The following is a 16,620-nucleotide window of genomic DNA, read 5'->3' on the forward strand; positions in this document are numbered from 1 at the left end:
ATGGAAGGTGCCAAGACAACAGCAAAGGAACAGGAACGCACTGCATTACTGCGGGCGATTACTGATGAACCTTTGCTCATCCGTAGACTCCTACAGCATAAAAAAGAACTCACTGAGGACTTTGTTCAGCATTTTCTGACACATACAGTAAAAAAGGTTTATTTCAGCGGACAGGCATCCGGCACCTTTGTAGGAAATATGCTTGCCCCCTGTATGGAGAAATTGCTGCAGGTGGAAACAGAGGTGTGCAATCCTGCCTCCTTTCCTGAATATTTTCAATTTAACATCAATCAGCAGTATAGCCCGGATGAAATGCTTATGCTTTGCCCTGCACATTCAGGAACAACAACCGGACCGATCAGGATGGCACAGGAATGTAAACGGTTGAATATCCCTGTAGTATGTATAACTATTGATTCGAATTCTCCCCTTGCAAACCTTTCGGATATCGTCATCAATAAGCTATGCGGTTCTGAGGAAAGCTTTATCGAAACACGTACACATATGGCATCACTGCTGATAACATTTCTCTGCATCATAGAAACGGCAAATCAAAAAGAGCTCATCAGCAGGCAGCAATACACATATTATCAGCAATACTTTACCAGATCGGAAGATAATGTGAATCAAATCATAAAGGATACAGCAGACTGGTATAAAAACCATAGGGAGCTGCTGCAGACGAAAATGGTTGCACGCTATATTGGAGCCGGTCCCTACTATGCAGTTGCACAGGAAGGTGGTTTAAAGATCGCAGAAGCTGCATCTATTGCAGCTCTTGCTTATGAGCAGGAGGAATTTATGCATACCGGGACCACACAGATACAAAAGGATACTCTATTATTTTTGATTGCTCCAGACGGTGTACAGGAAATGCGAATGCTGGAGCTGATACGCTGGTGTCGGTTATATAGCGATTATGTAATACTAATCGCAAATCATTCTCATCCATTGAAAGATTCCAAAGCACTGCTGTGCCACTTTCAAGATGATCCGTATTGCAGCGTCATGGAGTACATGGTCCCCTTTCAAATGCTTGCTCACCTGCTTGCGGAAGATAGAGGTCTGAGTGTTGTTCATGCGGCAAATGATGGTGCATCTGCTTATTTGAAGACGCACACAGAGGAGGTATGATTCATGAAATACATCATAGCGACCCATGGATATCTTGCGGATGGCTATGTCAGTTCCATACAGGTGTTAACAAAAAAGAACAATATTTACGCTGTTAATGCCTATGTTGATGACAGGGATGCTGCGCTGCAATTAAAAACAATCATTGAATCCTTTGAAAATCAGGAGGAAATTATCATTTTCACAGATCTCATGTGTGGAAGCATGACGCAGGCGGTAGCTCCTTATCTGGACAGATATAATGTACGTTGCATTACAGGAATCAATTTACCGCTGATTCTGGAGTTCGTACTAACGACAAGCACCATTGATGACACTTATATAGAACACACTATTCAGGAAGCGCAGAAACAGATGGTGTTTGTCAATCACCTACTAAAGCAAACACAATAAAGCGAAGGACTTATTCAAGCTGTATAAAATGCTATAATTTTGTGAAAGCATATTAACGTAAAAAACGTTAGTCGTGAATAAAGCAATTATAGCAAGCTGTGGATAAGTCTTTTTATCATGTATGCTAAAATAAATGAAAAGTAAAACCTTTTTTCAAATCAAATCGTTAAGTAAGTGAGGAGGCGGCATATGAGAGAACAGCAGATCCTGCATAAAATAAAAAAAGGCGATCAGCAGACACTAAATAACTTCATACAAGACCTCTATCCATACGTCTATTCCTTCACATATCGCAAAATGCAGGGAGACGACAGTGCAAAGGATATTACACAGGAAGTGTTTGTGCGCTTCATCCGTCAGCTTCCCATGTATCATGCGCAGGGCAAGACGCTGCATTATCTATACCGGATTGCCAGTAACCTGTGTCATGACTATCACCGAAAAATGCAGCGTGATCTGCACACGGATATTGACAGGCAGGAAAACTTAATTTCTGCGGACAGTGATGTACATGAAGTCATTCTTGATCAGATACGAAACGAAGAGCTTATGTATTACATAGGGGAGCTGTCTGATTCTCAACAGGATGTAATTCTATTGAAATACTACCATCAGATGACATTTAAGGAAATAGCGCAGAGCTTCTCAATTCCCGTATCCACAGTGAAAACAAGACACACGGCGGCATTAAAGCGGCTTTGTGCATTATGGAAAGAAGGAGGTTATCATGAAACAGAAACTCATACAGGTAGATGAGGCAGCGATGGAACAAACGATTCTTCTCTGTCAAAAAGAGCAGGAACAATACACACAAAAAAACTGCACCTCTTTGCTACAGCTGATTCTTCGCTATATGTGGCTGGATTTTCGCTTCTATATGGTCCTATCTATTATCGGACTATTGATTTCGATACTGCTGATAACGCTGGATGCAGTCAATGCTCAGATTTACACCGCTATTTACTTTTTCATACTGGGTATTTCTGCGCTTTATGAATATTATAAATGCAGCCACTACAGGATGCTGGATACCATCAGTCCTGTTTACCTGAATCCCTGTCGCGCCTTTCTGATTCGTACAGCCGGTATCGCCTTAAACGGGCTCGTGATGTCTTTTATATTACTGGTGATATTCATCCTTAAAGAATCCTGGATTCCTGCTGATTTTATCATGACCGGTATCGTTCCGCTGTATGCCATGCAAATTATTTTTACACATTTACTACACAGAATCAAAGGCTATATATCCGCACTTGCCACATACTCCATGTTTTATTGTATATATCTTTTTATATACAGTCAGTATATCCGGTACATGATATCCAATCCTCAGGCGGTGCTGGTTATACTTATCGTTTCTTGTTTAACGCTTTTCAATATGCGGCAGTTGAATAAAGGGATGTCGGATACAGAAAGGAGGCAGCAAAAATGGAGCTGGTTATAGAACATATCAATAAATCATTCAAAAAGAATCAGGTGCTGTATGATGTAAATTTAACGATTGAAAAGGGTGTACATGGCTTACTTGGAGCAAACGGAAGCGGCAAAACAACGCTGATGAGAATTCTTTGCGGACTGCTTCCAAAGGATGGCGGCAGCATCAGCTATGACGAAATAGACGCTTTAAAACAGTATGATGTCTATGCGTCAAAAATCGGCTATATGCCACAGCATTTTGGTTTTTATCCGCACTATACCGTCTATGAATTCCTGGAATATATGAGTATTCTGAAAAATCAGTCAAAGCAATACAGCAGAAAAAGAATTGACGAGCTGCTGCATATTTTGCATCTGGAGGATAAGCGGAAAACAAAAATGAAACAGTTATCCGGCGGTATGCTGCGTAGAGTGGGAATCGCACAGGCACTTCTAAATAAACCGGAGATTCTCATACTGGACGAGCCGACTGCCGGGCTGGATCCAAAGGAACGCATTATCTTCCGCAATCTGATTGCATCCCTCTCACAGGAATGCATCGTTCTGCTTTCCACGCATATCGTAAGTGATATCGAAACCATCGCAGACGATATCATCGTTATGAAGGAAGGAAAAATCATTCTTCATGATACACCAAAAGAGCTACTTCATACTATGAAGGAAAAGGTATGGCAGGTAACACTTCCGAAAAAGGAGGCACTCTCCCTTATGGCTTCCCATATTATCGTAAAGAGTCATAATGTCGATAATGACATCGAACTGCGTATCGTGGCTGATGATTGTCCACATACCCTGGCTCATAATATAACGCCTGATCTGGATGATCTTTATTTATATTATTTTAAAGAAGGTGATTCCCTATGAGACGATTGATTCAATCTGAATTTAAAAAGATTTTCAAAAGCAAAGTCAACATCGTATTGCTGCTTATCCTGTTTATCTTCAATGGCTACCGCACCTATCAGGTTTACCATCAGCCACTGCAGTACCGCACTGATATCGTCATGAAGGATGAAAACGGAATAGAAAGAACAGGACTTGCATATTGGAGGCTGGCCGATCAGATTCAACATTCCTATGCGGGAACACTCAGTGAAAAGACCATACAGCAGATGGATAAAGACTTCCGCGCTATTATGAACAAGTATACAGAAACAACGCTGGATGAAGAAAAAATGAAAGCTGTATATGGCGATAATTATGAAACCTTACTGAAAGACGCACGCAGCGGTAAGTACACCGGTAAGGAAGTCAATGAATTATTTGAAAACTATATGCAGATCAGCGGAGGTATTTCCTATGAGGAAATCGAAGGAAGCGACAAAGTAAAGGTACATGTTGAAGATTATTTAAAACATGATGGTGTGCGCCAGCTGTATAGCAATATCTATGATTATTATATTGAGGATAAAAAGGATGTTGCCGATTATGAAAACTTCTCTTCTGACGCCCAGAGAAAGTGGCTTCATCCGGATCAGTTAAGTAAGGAACAGCTTAATATTGAGATTGCCGGCTTTGAGTATCCGGACAGCATATACGATGCCACGATGGAGAATTTCATAAACCGTTATAAATCAGCCTCTCATGAGATTGACAGCAATATTCCAAATACACTGTTCGTTGAAGCATTGTATAATCTGGAATTCGCTTCGCTGCTTATTCTTGTTATCATTCTGGCAAATACCTTCGCTATGGAGAAGCATTATAAGACCTATCAGATTATGATTCCCACAGCTGCCGGAAACAAAAAGATAACTGCGGCAAAGCTGTGTGCAGGTATATTGCTTGCGCTTGGAATCGTACTCATACAATTTCTTATCGTATATATCATGTCCTGTATGTTCCTTCCACTGCGTGATCTGAATCTGACTTATTATTCCCAGTCGCAGGCATCATTGAATATCACAGCCTATGTATTTACTTATCGAACGCTGATTGTGAATGCTATGCTGCTGATCAGTATCGCATCAATAGCAACCGCCTTTATCACTATGCTTTTTTCCTATATCATAAAGAATCGTTTTGCGACAGTGATCCCACTTCTTCTGGTGACGCTGATCAGCGGATTTACAGGCTTTTTCAATCAGCTTTTGCCAGGCATGGTGATTGATCAGTTCTTTCCTTCTCAAATGGTACATTTCACACAATTTTTCAAAGTCGCATTGAATCCTCATCTGGGTGAAATGCTGCCGTATTTCAGTATTGGCGGTTATTCGCTGGCCTGGAAGAATGTTATTATGCTGTTCTGGATAGTTTCGATTGTCATCATATCCCTGTGTATGCTTCAGCATTCCCGCAGGCATGTGAAGAACTGCAGCTGATAAGCAAGATCATTGTATTTTAAAATATAACGAGCTGAATAGACATATACTGCCAGGAGTCGATATTTCTTGACTATATGGAAAAGAATATGTTGAATGCTATGGCAAATTAAAAAGGTGTTTTCCTTTTTGTTTGACTAATGCTTTACTGGAAGCATATCGTGAAACCAATCAAGGAAATACTGTGGTTATGCTTTTCTATGGAAGGAAAAGCAGATATATGCTGTATCGCCTGCAATTTTTGCAAATATCGACAGCAGTAAATTTGAAAAAAAGATAAAAGAAAACACCTATGTAGCTAACGGACAGAAGAGCTTGTTTCAAATATTTAAAACGTAAAGGTCACACATATGGCTATCCTGTGTGATATAACTTCAATACATGTAGAAGCGAGGGAAGCGAAATTGAATACGGAAGTTTCAAAATCTATTGTATAACAATGGACTGAGGAACTTCTTTTTTATATTTATCTAAAAGATCAAATAATATGACTGCATGTAAAAATAACAGACACGAATGATATTCTTTGCTGATTTTTATATAGCACTTTACAGATGTGGAATATTTATTAGTAATCTTTTAGTTTATTTCATTTATTATACGTTATAATACTATTGGTATATAAGTGTAGAATAATATAAAAAATAACAGATTACTGGAGGTGAAGTATGGTGGCGAATGATAAGCTAAAGATGTTTTACATGATACTGCTCAACAGTGAGGAGAGTATTCCTGTATCTTATTTCACAGAAAAGCTCGCGATTTCCGCAAAGACAGCTTATAATTATCTAAAGGAATTAGACTTTGAATTAAAACGATTTGATTTGAAGTTGGTCAAACAGAAACAGCAGGGCTATCTGCTAGAAGGCAGTGCTGAGGAGAAAAGAAGATTTCGAACCTATCTTGACCAGGATTATCTCAACCAGGACTTTACAGAAGCCAGGCGGCAGGAGTTATTGGAAAACCTTTTGATGAGGGATCAGAAGGTATCTGTGAGAACGCTGGAAGAAAAATATCAGGTATCCAAAAGCAGTATCGTAAATGATCTGGAATATGTAGATAGAAGTCTTCAGAAAAATGAATTGTTTCTCACAAGAGATAAGAGTGGGACTTACGTAAATGGGAAAGAACAGCATATTCGCAGTGCTAAGCGGAATTATGTATTTGAACAATTTAAATCGAAAATTTCTTCTAAGGAAAGCTATGATCTGCAGACCTGTGAAAAAATACTAGCCTCCTATGTACATAAAAATCATATGGCAATTGCTGAACAAATGATACATTTTGTGACAGATAAGCTTTCCTGTGAGCTGATGGATGATATGTACTATTATCAGATATTCATTCAATTTGCTATTTTTCTTGACCGCATTGCAAAGATGCACTTTCTTGTTCAGACGACCTATCGCCCAGTCGTATCAGAGCTGCACAGATTGAAAACTTGGCCTGTAACAGTGGAATTATCAAAATGGCTGAAAGATGCACATCATATTGAATTAAAAGAACAGGATATACGCTGGCTGAATGCCCGTGTTTCCGGTGTCTATCATGAAAACACATTACATTATACAGGTACGAGAACGGATGAGATAAGAGAACAGCTTAGAGAATTTGTAGAGACGATTTCTAACGTACTGGGAGAAAACTTGATTGATGATGAGCTTTTGAAGGGGCTTGAGCTTCATGTAGTTCCCATGGTAGCGAGGATAACGAATAAAATTCATATCACAAATCCATTCCTTCCCCAAATCAAGGAACAGTATCCCGCCCTATTTTCCGTCTTGGTTCTGGCTTCGGCGACCTTTGAGAATAATTTTGGTGTTCATTTATCTGACGATGAAATAAGCTTTCTGCTTATCCACGTTCAGGCATCTATTGAACGCCTTAATCTGTCAAAGAAAATTGCAATCGTCATTCATTCAAGCGGCGCAAGTGCTGCCCTGGTAGAAAACAGAGTAAAGCGTAATTTGCCGCGCTTTGATGTTGTTGAAACATTTAATATTGATGATTTAAAAATGGCCTATCTGGATGAGTTTGATTTTATTATTTCTACGATACAACTTGATTATCATAAAAAGCCTGCTATTCTAATTTCACCCCTGGTTGATGCATATGACGTACGCAAAATAAATCAAATCTATATGGGAAGTACAACACAGTCAGATGAGAACATAAAAAATCTACTTCTGGAAATGCTGGATGAACAAACCTTATTTATTAACCAGAATTATAGTAGCAGTGATGAAATCCTGCAGAAAATCAGTAGTATTCTAGAATGCAACGGCTATGTGATAGATGGTTTTCTGGATTCCATGCTAAGCAGAGAAAGAATTTCACCTACAGAGGTAGGTAATGGTATCGCGATACCTCATGGCATCACCAAATATGTACTTAAGGAAAAAATCGTAATCATGACTTTAAAAAAACCTGTGCTTTGGCATAAAGAGAAGGTGGATATCATCATCTGTCTGGCTTTCAGCTTCCAGAATAAGGAACGCTCAAGAAAATTGATTAGTAATATTTACCGCATTATTAAATCACATGAAACGATACAAAGTATTCGCGATTGTAAATCAAGAGCGGAATTCTATAATATAATTGAAAATTTATAACAGTAATTCTATAAACAAGCCACATATCAATTGCCGAGAAACTTACTCTTATTAACAAACGCTCATTGTAGCGTTTTCTTTCGTGTACTATGTTTTACAAAAATATATGAAAGACTTTGACATATTCAGAGAAAAGAGACTGTGGCATAATGAAGATGTCAAAGGAGAGTGATGTTAATGTCTGATGAAATATTGTTTCTGCATTCACCGTTGAAAGAAAAGATTTACGGCGGTACCAAAATTCAGAAAACGTTTGGCTTCGATGAAGCTGCAAATCAGAAAATCGGTGAATACTGGGCTATTAGTGCACATGAAAACGGTACGAGTATCATCTCGAATGGTACCTATAAAAACCATTCACTAAAGGAGGTGTATAAACAGCATCGTGAGTTATTTCACAATGCGAAGGAAGAACGTTTTCCACTCCTTATCAAGATCAATGAAATAACACGGCCTGTTTCCGTACAGGTGCATCCTGATGATATCTATGCCGAGAAGTATGAAAATGATTTAGGTAAAGCAGAGTTCTGCCTATATCTTGATGTGGATGATGGAACAAAGCTGATACGCGGTCATACAGCCAACACAAAAGAAGAATTTAAAGAACTGGCACTGGCAGGAAAATGGGGACAGCTGCTGCATAGAACACCGGTAAAAGCAGGTGACTGTGTATTTACTCCGGCTGGAATCGTACATGGTGTGGAAGGAAAAATGCTTCTTGCTGAGGTTCAGCAAAGTAGCGATGTCACATACCGTATCTATGATTATGATAATACCGAACCGGATGGTACACCACGGAAGCTGCATTTGGAAAAAGCATTGGATGTTATCTGCTTTCCGCACAAAGAACCGGAAATGAATATTCGTGATGAGCTGCATGGAAACAATCATATTTTGCAATACATAAGCAATGAATTTTTCCGAATTACGCGTTATGAAATTCAGGAATCAGAAACAATAAGCAATGAAACTTATTCCCTATGTCTTATCTTAAGCGGGGAAGGGCACATTCATATAAAGGATGAAAGCTATTTCTTAAAGGCCGGTCAGGGATTTATTGTGACATCCAGCTGTACCAGCTTTCGGCTTACCGGAAGCATGGATATCCTGATCAGCGAGCCGGGGCACGTATAAAGGAGGGGAAGCATGTTCGATAAACAACTGACGTTTGTAAATAAAACGTTTAAAGACAAAGCAGACGCTATCAATTTTCTAATTCATGAAGCCGCAGCAGCCGGCAAACTGAATGGAGGTGAAGCATATAGAAAATCCGTATTACAGAGAGAAGAGGAATTTTCCACAGCAGTCGGTTATGAAGTTGCAATACCGCATGGGTCAAGTGATGATGTTACAGAATCCTTTGTGGCTGTATCTACAGTGAAGAAACCGATTTTATGGGGAGAGGAAAGCGTCCGCATGATTTTCATGATTGGTGTCCCAGAACATAAAAGAACCAGAGAACATCTGCAGATTCTTGCCTGGCTAAGCAGAAACCTTATGCATGATGAATTTCGCAGCAGCGTTGTCAATGCAGGAAATGAAACACAATTATTCGAATGTCTAAGCAGACTCGAGCAATAGAGAGGAGAATATAAATGAATATCGTAGGTATCACAGCATGTCCGACAGGTATCGCCCATACATACATGGCGCAGGAAGCATTGGAAGAGGCAGGACGAAAACGCGGTCATCAAATCAAACTGGAAACACAAGGGGCAATGGGAGCAGAAAATGAGATTACCGAAGAGGATCTTAAAACGGCTGATATAGTTTTGATTGCAGTTGGTTGTGCAGTGGAAGGATTGGAGCGCTTTGACGGTAAATGCGTTGTTGAAATTGATGTGGCAGATGCTATTAAGAATCCGGAAGCAGCAATCGTAAAGCTCGAAAAAGCGGTTTAAGAAAACACCGTTCGAAATGGAAGCTCTATAGCTCATAAACCTGAAAGAGACAGTAAACTACTGATTACTGAGATGATTCCATAAGCTTCAATTCTGAAAGATGTAGTATGAAAGCGCACTGCTGGAAGAAAGAGGGCTCAATTACTTTAAAAAGACGCTTCAGAAATTAAAAAGACTAAAGCGATGAAAACATAAACGAAAGATTAGTTGATAGTAAAAATGATAATAGTTAAATCATAATGTGAATCTTTACATGATGTATTGGAGCGGCTTCATTTCAAGTCAAGAAGAAAATACTTTTTCATTCATCATACCCATTGTCATGAAAGCGCTAATGCTACAGATGACAAGATTCAAACGTTATAAAAAACTTACATAAAAATTTGCACTCGTGTATAACGAGAGAATGGAGACAGTTATGAGTATTGATTTCAAGAAAATTAAAAACCATTTAATGACTGGTATGTCTTACATGATACCGATGACCGTGATTGGCGGTATCTTCTATGCAGGTTCCATCGCATTTGGGGGCACTGCGGTAGCTGGAGAAGGGATGGTTATTAAAAATGAATTCCTTCTTCATGTACAGGAAATCGGTGGGGCCGGTTTGTTCCTGATGATTCCTGTTCTGGCCGGGTATATTGCTTATGCCATTGCAGGCAAACCCGCTCTGGCTCCCGAACTAGTTGCCGGCTATATCGCGAATACAGAAATTACGATCGGGGGAAATGCTGTAAAAACAGGGTTTCTGGGAGCGCTGGTATTAGGCTTTATGACTGGATATCTGGTTAAATATATGAAGAAGATACACTATCCTGAATTGATTAAGAGCGTTGTGCCAATACTGATCATTCCTGTTGTTACATCCTTTATTGTTTGTATTTTCTATATGTACATTCTTGCCAATCCAATCGGCATGGCGATGGGTGGAGTCGAAAGCTTTCTGACCAGCTTATCAAGCGGAAGTAAAATTGTTCTGGGTATCATCATGGGGATGATGGTTACTGTTGATATGGGAGGTCCGGTTAATAAAACTGCCTGCTTATTCTCTATTGGGATGATGGCAGAGGGGCACTACGAATTCTTCGGCATCTGCGCCGTTCCAATCTGTACTGCACCACTGGGTATGGGGCTTGCGACATTGCTGGCAAAAAACAAATATACCCAGGAGGAGCGTGATGCAGGCAAGGCATCTCTATTCATGGGTCTGATAGGAATCTCCGAAGGTGCTATACCACTAGCTGTCGCTGACCCCGCAAAGGTCATTCCGTCAATTATGGCAGGTGGTGCTGTTGGAGGTGCAATTGCAGCAGTAGCCGGTGTAAAGGATTATGCGCCGCATGGAGGACCGATTGTACTGCCTATCATTGATGAAAAAATATGGTTTGTTATCGCAATTATCGTTGGCACACTGGTTACTGCTATTTTAGTGAATCTTCTAAAAAAACCGGTCGCTCAAACTGAGCTGGCAGATAAATAATATGAAAGAAGCAATTATTATCGGTGCAGGACGTCTCGGCAAAGGCTTTATCGGAGAAACAATCGCAAACTCACCTGCATGGAATATGACATTTATTGACACTGATCCTGTTGTAATCAGTAACCTGAGAGAAGCCGGTTCCTATCATGTTACCGTACATCGCTTTGATCGAATAGAGGAACATAGTATATCCAATTTTGAAGCATACACATGGGGGCAGGAAGCAATTACAGATAAAATAATTCAGGCTGATTTAATCATGTTTGTCATATATCCTGAAAAAATCTCGGAGGCGGTTATCACACTCATGGACGGTCTGAAAGTTAGGAAGGAAAAAAATCCGCATCAGAATCTCTCCATCATCTTTTTAACCAATAAAAATCATATGATGCAGGGTATACATGAACAATTTTCTCACATGCTTACGGATACAGATCACATCTGGTTCAACAATCATGTTGTACTACGTGATTCCATCATCAGAAGAAGTACGGACGCTGAAAGCAATCAGTCTTTAAACATACGTACAACTGCCGTATTATCGCTATTAATTCAGGGTCCGCTGAACGTTGATATTTCAGATATAGAATGGATGGAGATTACTGATCAGCTAGAGCTTCTGAAGGATGTCAAGGTTTTCATCGTGAACGGTCCGCATGCTGCTGGAGCATTCATGGGGTATTATTCCGGTTATGAAACAATCAATCAAATCAGCAGTGACGCCAACGGCTCAGCATTCATTTCAGCCGTTGAGAAAGAAATAAAGGCAGGTATTCTGGCGAAATATCCGCTCACAGAGGAGCAACTCGATAATTTAAGCGTATTCCCTCAGGCAGAGGGTGATATGGTAGATTATATTTACAGGGTTGCCTATGATCCAATTCGCAAGCTGTCGAAAGGTGATCGGCTTTCAGGAAGTGCTCTCATGTGTTACGAGAATAGTCTTTCATATAATCATATAGCAAAGGCGATAGCTTATGGCTTTTTATATGATAATCCAGATGATCCACAGGCACTGCTGCTTCAGGAAAGTATACAGAAAGAGGGTCTTTCCAACGTTGTAGAACGCATTACCGGCTTTCCAAAAACACATGAACTACATCATGCCATCCTGCAGCATTATGAAAGCTTAAAAAGAAATTGATATGGCTGGCGAAATAGCACTGTGACAGGAAGGCTTAGCGCCCAGCAATATGAAACAAGCAAGAGAAAATTGGAAAGTATTCCACTTATAATTGTATTCGCTTAATCCATGAGGCATAAGATTACCAGCGACAGGTGATTTTATGCTTTTTATTTACGTAGGAATCAACTGCTATTCTCATTCGCCTTGTATGCTTATATACTCTATTCGAAATAAGCCTGATACATGTAAGAGTATAAGTTCAACACATTACAACGAAACATCATAAAAAACCTCATTCCTGCTTTATTTTCTTAGAATGAGGTTCAACGTTTTCCTTTTTAAACCTGATAATACTCCAGCAGATAGGTCTCCGCTTCTTCACACCATACATTATGATTTCTCTCACATATATCCGCCAGTGTTTTAAACAACGGGTTTTCAGACTGCCTGCTGCGGAAATTTTCAATCGCAGTCAGTGGCAGATCGATATGCGGATAAATCAGTTTTTTCCCTCCCGGTATATTTGGCAGATTCAGAATTGTTTCCGGTGCAGCCTGCAACCCACCGATATGTGTAATCATATAGCTTGGATTCAGCCTGTTTTCTGCAGACAGCGTAAGGCATTCCAGCATATCCTGCGTTGATCCGCCAGAGGTTCCCACAATATGCGTTCCTTCATAATGCACATTGTAGAAATTGAACGGTACTGCAAATTGTTTATCGGTTGGTCCTGCAAAGAAGTTCAGACATCCATCATTTCCCAATACTGCATCAGCCTGTTTCAGAAGTGCTGGTACTGCGGCAAATACAAACACATCATTAAAGCCGGTGCCCCTGCTAAGCTTTCGCAGCTCACTTACTGCATCTATATCCTTTGTATTGATATAAATCAATGTTTTTCCCTGTTTCTTTGCCGCTTCTTCCGGTATCAGTGTACGTGCACGTTCCAGACGCTGCTCATCGATATCAGTCACTACAATCAGCTTTGATGAAACCGGCCCATTTACTGCATAATCAATCGCTCCGATTCCCATCGGTCCGGCACAGCCCATAAGCGCCAGCTTTCCCTGTTCCTTTACGCCCATGAAATGCTCATATACATACTGTTTTGTATGATAGGTTGCATGGTATGCTCCGATAATGCAGGACATTGGTTCACTGAGGGATGCATTCGCAAAGTAATTTCCTTGGTAAGGGAGTACACACCCCAGATCAATGGCGATTTTCGGAATAATGCAGTAGGTGGCATTCCCTCCGAAATATTCATAGCTGTAGCCTGCGGAATAACCGCTTTGAAGCCCCATCGCAGGCTGCAGTACAAACTTTTCACCCGGCTGAAATCTGTCTTTCAGATGGTTTCCTACTTCCATGATTATGCCTGTAAACTCATGACCGGTAATCGGCGGATGCTCGCTGATATTATCCGGTACACGCTTGTGATCCTCCCCCAGAAGCGCTGCCTTGTACGTAGACAGACAGATACTGTTTGATATATTCTTCACCAGCAGTTCATCATCCCCGATTGGCGGTAATTCCAGTTCCCTAACTTGTATGGTATTCTTTCCGCATAGTACGGCAGCTTTTGCTAACATGATATCCTTCCCTTCTCTAGTTTTCTGTATTGCTGATTTCTTCGAAAAGCGCATCCAGATTCGGATCATTCATGAAATTCTGAATGGTGACAATACGGCGATTTGGAAATTTCAAGCGTGCTCGATCCAGCAGACTGATGTGCGTTACGATAACATCCGCCTCATCCGGCACCTTTTCAATAGCATAATTACGTACTGTTTTTTCAACTCCTATTTTCTGAAGACGCTTCTTGAACGCTGTAGCCCCTAACGCACTGCTTCCAAGTCCGGCATCACATGCAAATGCGATATATGCAATATCCTTTAAGGCCTCTGCTTCTTCTGTCTGTAATGAAGATGCAAGGAGATCCTTTCCTTCCTGCTTCATAGCCTTGGATTTCTCAATGCTCTTCTCCAGCTTTTCATCACCGTTATCCTTGCTTGTCTTTAAAATAAGTGAAGCAAGCAGGAAGCTGATCACGGTAGCTGTTACTACACCTGCCAGAATACCGATGAAATTTCCTCTTGGAGTCAGAGCCAGATATGCAAATATAGAACCCGGGCTCGGTCCGGCAACCAGACCTGCTCCGAAAAATTCAAACACCATGATACCGCATGCGGAACCGATAATCATCGGAAAGATCATCAGCGGCTTCATGAGCACATATGGGAAATAAATTTCATGGATACCGCCTAAGAAATGAATAATGATTGCGCCTGGTGCTGTTTTCTTACTGTTTCCCTTACCGAAGAAAGAGAAGGCAAGCAGAAGACCAAGCCCGGCACCGGGATTACTGGCAACCATAAAGAAGATGGATTTCCCTGCTTCCGCAGCCTGCTGCATTCCCAAAGGATAATAGACGCCCTGATCAATAACATTGTTCAGGAACAGTACCTTTGCAGGCTCATTTACTACAGATAACAGCGGCAGGAATCCTGTTTTCACAAGTGATGTAATCATACTGGTGATCATTTCATTCGCAAATTCAATAACAGGTCCGATTGCTGCGTAAGAGCAAAGACTCAGAATCATTGCGATAATACCAAGGGAGAAGTTGTTGACAACCATCTCAAATCCGGCAGGAATTTTTCCGGCAATCAGCCGGTCAAATTGTTTTACACACCATGCACTCAGCGGTCCCATAATCATTGCGCCAAGAAACATATTTACTTCAGAACCAACAATCAGTCCAAAGGTTCCTACACATCCGGCAATCGCCCCACGTTCGCCGTGTACCAGTTTTCCCCCGGAATAGGCAAGCATCATTGGCAGCATATACTTTACCATTGGCGCTACCAGTTCATTGAAGCCTTCGTTCGGTATCCATCCTGTAGGGATGAACAGAGCCGTTATAAATCCCCATGCGATAAAGGCACCCATATTGGGAATGACCATAGCGGTCAGAAATCCACCGAATGCCTGCAGCTTCGCTCGATTCATTTTATTTCCTCCTTACAAAATCTCATATCCTGTGACAGTCTGAGAGTCAGATCCGCCTGCATGGAATGCTGTAGGACCCGCGAAACATTTCTGCCGTCACTGCGTTCGTAAAACGCAATCGCTTCGCTGCGGGAAAGTCCTCCCTGTATCTTCCGCTCAATCAGACGCTGTTTCAGCATGTCCTCTTCGGCTTGAATGAAGATACTGTAATCGCAGAACTGTTTCAGCTCCTTCCAGCCTTCCTCCTGTAACAGAAGCCAGTTTCCTTCGAGAAGCAGTATATCCTTGGATATCTGAATCTGATCCTCGACAACATCATGCAGATTTCGATCATAAACCGGCCAAGTTATATCCTGATCTCTGATGATACGTAAAGCCTCTGTCAGTTTTTTTATATCAAAGGTTTCCGGACAACCTTTAACATCACGTAATGGGATCCTGATTCCATCCTTCAGCATGGTATGGGAATCAAGGTAGCGCTGCGGATAATGAAATCCGTCTAATCCGATATCCTGTATTTCACAAAGCTGTTCATCAGCTCTGGACAGATGGGCGAGTACACGAGCCAGTGTGGATTTCCCTACAGCCGGCGGTGCAGCGAGAAAGACCAGAAGCCGTCGTTTTTTCTCTTTCTGAAATTCACTCAGCTTACGAAGCAGCGGAAGGAATATCGTTTCCACATCCTCCTGCTCATAATCTGCTGAAATCGTAAATCCGTTGATTACAAGCGGATAGGTGACTCTGCTCATGCAAGCACTCTCCTGATATCCTCTACACATTCCGCATGCAGAAGGCCATTCATTTTATCCTCATCCATAAATACGTCAACCATATCACTGAGCAGCTGCATATGCGCATCATTGTCATTGGCGGATAGAGCAATAATCAGATGTACGATATTGTCCTGAGGAAATGCGACACCATCCTTCAGCTTCAGAATAGATATATCCGTTTTCAAAGCACCGTCTTCCACGCGGGAATGCGGCATCGCCACATCCGGCATTATAACGATATACGGTCCATTCACCTCAACGTTGTGAATCATAGCATCAATATATGATGCTCGAATACTTCCATTCTCCAGAAGCGGTGCAGCCGCCATGCGAATGGCGTCCTTCCAGTCCTCTGCTTTTTCTGCAGTCCGTATATGTTTTCCCAGTAAATCAGTAATCATAAATGGTACCTCCTGTAGCGTCCTGTTTCT

16 protein-coding genes are annotated in these 16,620 nt (G+C 41.1%); 12 read left to right on the forward strand and 4 right to left on the reverse strand.

The genetic code is table 11. From position 1 onward, the window contains the following. From ACESPQ_RS09920 to ACESPQ_RS09975, 12 genes are all read left to right on the forward strand, one after another. Entirely contained in the window at nucleotides 1–1,134 is a 1,134-nt protein-coding gene (locus ACESPQ_RS09920; RefSeq protein WP_373144311.1) for an SIS domain-containing protein, read from the forward strand. Between the two features lie 3 nt (nucleotides 1,135–1,137). Next, the gene (locus ACESPQ_RS09925) at nucleotides 1,138–1,527 is read left to right on the forward strand and encodes a PTS sugar transporter subunit IIA (RefSeq protein ID WP_002606473.1); all 390 of its coding nucleotides are present in this window, start codon (nucleotides 1,138–1,140) and stop codon (nucleotides 1,525–1,527) included. A gap of 189 nt (nucleotides 1,528–1,716) precedes the next feature. Continuing rightward, nucleotides 1,717–2,283 carry an RNA polymerase sigma factor gene (locus tag ACESPQ_RS09930; RefSeq protein ID WP_002606474.1) on the forward strand — a complete coding sequence of 189 codons (567 nt, stop codon included), beginning with the start codon at nucleotides 1,717–1,719 and terminating at the stop codon, nucleotides 2,281–2,283. Beyond that, nucleotides 2,255–2,971 carry a hypothetical protein gene (locus ACESPQ_RS09935; protein WP_373144312.1) on the forward strand — a complete coding sequence of 239 codons (717 nt, stop codon included), beginning with the start codon at nucleotides 2,255–2,257 and terminating at the stop codon, nucleotides 2,969–2,971. Before ACESPQ_RS09930 ends, ACESPQ_RS09935 begins: the two co-directional genes overlap by 29 nt. Then, nucleotides 2,956–3,828: an ABC transporter ATP-binding protein gene (locus ACESPQ_RS09940; protein WP_002606476.1), complete on the forward strand. Its 873-nt coding sequence runs from the start codon at nucleotides 2,956–2,958 to the stop codon at nucleotides 3,826–3,828. The genes ACESPQ_RS09935 and ACESPQ_RS09940 overlap by 16 nt, the downstream gene beginning before the upstream one ends. After that, the gene (locus tag ACESPQ_RS09945) at nucleotides 3,825–5,285 is read left to right on the forward strand and encodes an ABC transporter permease (protein ID WP_109770738.1); all 1,461 of its coding nucleotides are present in this window, start codon (nucleotides 3,825–3,827) and stop codon (nucleotides 5,283–5,285) included. The genes ACESPQ_RS09940 and ACESPQ_RS09945 overlap by 4 nt, the downstream gene beginning before the upstream one ends. 668 nt (nucleotides 5,286–5,953) lie before the next feature. Further along, nucleotides 5,954–7,897 (forward strand): BglG family transcription antiterminator, encoded by a 1,944-nt coding sequence (locus ACESPQ_RS09950; protein WP_373144313.1) that lies wholly within the window; start codon nucleotides 5,954–5,956, stop codon nucleotides 7,895–7,897. A gap of 177 nt (nucleotides 7,898–8,074) precedes the next feature. After that, nucleotides 8,075–9,031, forward strand: a complete 957-nt coding sequence (locus ACESPQ_RS09955; protein ID WP_008816238.1) for a type I phosphomannose isomerase catalytic subunit — start codon at nucleotides 8,075–8,077, stop codon at nucleotides 9,029–9,031. A gap of 12 nt (nucleotides 9,032–9,043) precedes the next feature. Next, complete coding sequence (locus ACESPQ_RS09960; RefSeq protein ID WP_008816237.1) at nucleotides 9,044–9,478, forward strand: PTS sugar transporter subunit IIA; 435 nt, start codon at nucleotides 9,044–9,046, stop codon at nucleotides 9,476–9,478. 14 nt (nucleotides 9,479–9,492) lie between these two features. Further along, nucleotides 9,493–9,798: a PTS fructose transporter subunit IIB gene (locus tag ACESPQ_RS09965; RefSeq protein ID WP_002606481.1), complete on the forward strand. Its 306-nt coding sequence runs from the start codon at nucleotides 9,493–9,495 to the stop codon at nucleotides 9,796–9,798. A 418-nt stretch (nucleotides 9,799–10,216) separates the two neighbouring features. Further along, complete coding sequence (locus ACESPQ_RS09970) at nucleotides 10,217–11,278, forward strand: PTS fructose transporter subunit IIC (protein ID WP_373144314.1); 1,062 nt, start codon at nucleotides 10,217–10,219, stop codon at nucleotides 11,276–11,278. 1 nt (nucleotide 11,279) lies between these two features. Next, the gene (locus tag ACESPQ_RS09975) at nucleotides 11,280–12,422 is read left to right on the forward strand and encodes a hypothetical protein (RefSeq protein ID WP_373144315.1); all 1,143 of its coding nucleotides are present in this window, start codon (nucleotides 11,280–11,282) and stop codon (nucleotides 12,420–12,422) included. 320 nt (nucleotides 12,423–12,742) lie between these two features. Here the strand turns inward: ACESPQ_RS09975 and ACESPQ_RS09980 are convergent, their stop codons facing one another. From ACESPQ_RS09980 to ACESPQ_RS09995, 4 genes are read right to left on the reverse strand one after another with little or no spacing between them, the layout of a single operon-like run. After that, the gene (locus ACESPQ_RS09980) at nucleotides 12,743–13,996 is read right to left on the reverse strand and encodes a zinc-binding dehydrogenase (protein ID WP_373144316.1); all 1,254 of its coding nucleotides are present in this window, start codon (nucleotides 13,994–13,996) and stop codon (nucleotides 12,743–12,745) included. A gap of 16 nt (nucleotides 13,997–14,012) precedes the next feature. Further along, entirely contained in the window at nucleotides 14,013–15,416 is a 1,404-nt protein-coding gene (locus ACESPQ_RS09985; RefSeq protein ID WP_373144317.1) for a PTS mannitol transporter subunit IICB, read from the reverse strand. Continuing rightward, nucleotides 15,413–16,165 carry a nucleoside/nucleotide kinase family protein gene (locus ACESPQ_RS09990; RefSeq protein ID WP_022299970.1) on the reverse strand — a complete coding sequence of 251 codons (753 nt, stop codon included), beginning with the start codon at nucleotides 16,163–16,165 and terminating at the stop codon, nucleotides 15,413–15,415. Before ACESPQ_RS09990 ends, ACESPQ_RS09985 begins: the two co-directional genes overlap by 4 nt. After that, nucleotides 16,162–16,590 carry a PTS sugar transporter subunit IIA gene (locus ACESPQ_RS09995; protein ID WP_009588490.1) on the reverse strand — a complete coding sequence of 143 codons (429 nt, stop codon included), beginning with the start codon at nucleotides 16,588–16,590 and terminating at the stop codon, nucleotides 16,162–16,164. The genes ACESPQ_RS09990 and ACESPQ_RS09995 overlap by 4 nt, the downstream gene beginning before the upstream one ends. Nucleotides 16,591–16,620 lie beyond the last annotated feature (30 nt).

The organism is Clostridium sp. HGF2, assembly GCF_964240115.1.
Classification (GTDB): domain Bacteria; phylum Bacillota_I; class Bacilli_A; order Erysipelotrichales; family Erysipelotrichaceae; genus Clostridium_AQ; species Clostridium_AQ innocuum.